Origin of the sequence: Paracoccus benzoatiresistens (genome assembly GCF_026913015.1) — a bacterium.
Classification (GTDB): domain Bacteria; phylum Pseudomonadota; class Alphaproteobacteria; order Rhodobacterales; family Rhodobacteraceae; genus Paracoccus; species Paracoccus benzoatiresistens.
In genome coordinates this window covers 1-1,662 of sequence record NZ_JAPTYD010000144.1, presented here as the reverse complement: position 1 = coordinate 1,662, position 1,662 = coordinate 1, and the positions used below count along the sequence as shown (strand labels likewise).

General features: G+C 69.3%; 2 protein-coding genes. Both read left to right on the top strand.

Annotated features, from left to right (window positions below):
- Positions 1-8: 8 nt before the first annotated feature.
- Positions 9-767, top strand: a complete 759-nt coding sequence (locus OU682_RS23845) for an electron transfer flavoprotein subunit beta/FixA family protein (protein ID WP_268944662.1) — start codon at positions 9-11, stop codon at positions 765-767.
- A partial coding sequence (locus OU682_RS23840) for an electron transfer flavoprotein subunit alpha/FixB family protein (RefSeq protein WP_268944661.1) occupies positions 767-1,662 on the top strand: 896 nt, incomplete at its 3' end. The genes OU682_RS23845 and OU682_RS23840, both read left to right, overlap by 1 nt.

Here is a 1,662-nt window from a genome sequence, read left to right as displayed (position 1 = left end):
CATAACCCATGAAGATCCTCGTGCCCGTGAAGCGGGTGATTGACTACAACGTGAAGGCCCGGGTGAAGGCGGACGGGTCTGGCGTTGACCTGGCCAATGTGAAGATGTCGATGAACCCCTTTGACGAGATCGCGGTGGAGGAAGCGCTGCGGCTGAAGGAAAAGGGCGCGGCCGAGGAGGTGATCGTTGTCTCCATCGGCGTGAAGCAGGCGCAGGAAACGCTGAGGACGGCCCTGGCGATGGGCGCGGACCGGGCGATCCTGGTGGTGGCGTCGGACGACGTGTCGACCGACATCGAGCCCTTGGCGGTGGCCAAGATCCTCAAGGCGGTGGTCGATGCGGAGCAGCCCCGGCTGGTGATCGCCGGCAAGCAGGCCATCGACAACGACATGAACGCCACCGGGCAGATGCTGGCGGCGCTGCTGGGCTGGGGCCAGGCGACCTTTGCCTCGAAGCTCGAGATCGCGGGCGATGCGGCCCGGGTGACGCGCGAGGTGGACGGCGGCTTGCAGACCATCGAGGTGCGGCTGCCGGCGATCGTCACCGCCGACCTGCGCCTGAACGAGCCGCGCTATGCCAGCCTGCCCAACATCATGAAGGCCAAGAAGAAGCCGCTGGAGGAAAAGACGGCCGCCGACTACGGCGTCGACGTCAGCCCGCGGCTGGAGGTGGTCTCGACCCGCGAGCCCGAGGGGCGGCAGGCGGGCATCAAGGTCGGCTCGGTGGACGAGCTGGTCAGCAAACTCAAGGAAGCGGGGGTGATCTGATGGCGGTTCTTCTGTTGGGGGAAGTCACGAACGGGGTCTTGAACCGCGACGCCACCGCCAAGGCGGTGAAGGCGGTCGGGGAGCTGGGCGCGGTGACGGTGCTCTGCGCGGGCGCCCATGCCCGCGACGCGGCCGCGGAAGCCGCGACCATCCAGGGTGTCGCGCAGGTCCTGGTGGCCGAGGCGCCCGTTTACGGCCACCGCCTGGCCGAGCCCACCGCGGCGCTGCTGGCCTCGCTGGCGGGCGAGTATGAGCACATCGCGGCGCCGGCCACCACCGACGCCAAGAACGTGATGCCGCGGGTGGCCGCGCTTCTGGACGTGATGGTGATCCCCGAGGTCTCGAAGGTGGTGGACGCCAGCACCTTCGAGCGGCCGGTTTATGCCGGCAATGCCATCCAGACGGTGCGCTCGCGCGATGGCAAGAAGGTGCTGACCATCCGCACCGCCAGCTTCGAGGCGGCGGGCGCGGGCAACGGCGCGCCCGTCAGCGACGCCGCGCTGGCCGCCGATCCCGGCCTGTCGGCCTGGGTGGGCGACGAGGTGGCGGCCTCCGACCGGCCGGAACTCACCTCGGCGGGGCGCGTGGTCTCGGGCGGGCGCGGCGTGGGCTCCAAGGAGCAGTTCGCGATCATCGAGGCCCTGGCCGACAAGCTGGGCGCCGCGGTGGGCGCCTCGCGCGCCGCCGTGGACAGCGGCTATGCGCCCAACGACTGGCAGGTCGGCCAGACCGGCAAGGTGGTGGCGCCTGAGCTTTACGTCGCCGTGGGCATCTCGGGCGCCATCCAGCACCTTGCCGGCATGAAGGACAGCAAGGTCATCGTCGCCATCAACAAGGACGAGGAAGCCCCCATCTTCCAGATCGCCGACTATGGCCTCGTCGGCGACCTCTTCAC

Excerpts from the sequence above, each read along its gene's own strand:
- OU682_RS23845 (WP_268944662.1), top strand. The coding sequence starts at position 9 with ATGAAGATCCTCGTGCCCGTGAAGCGGGTGATTGACTACAACGTGAAG.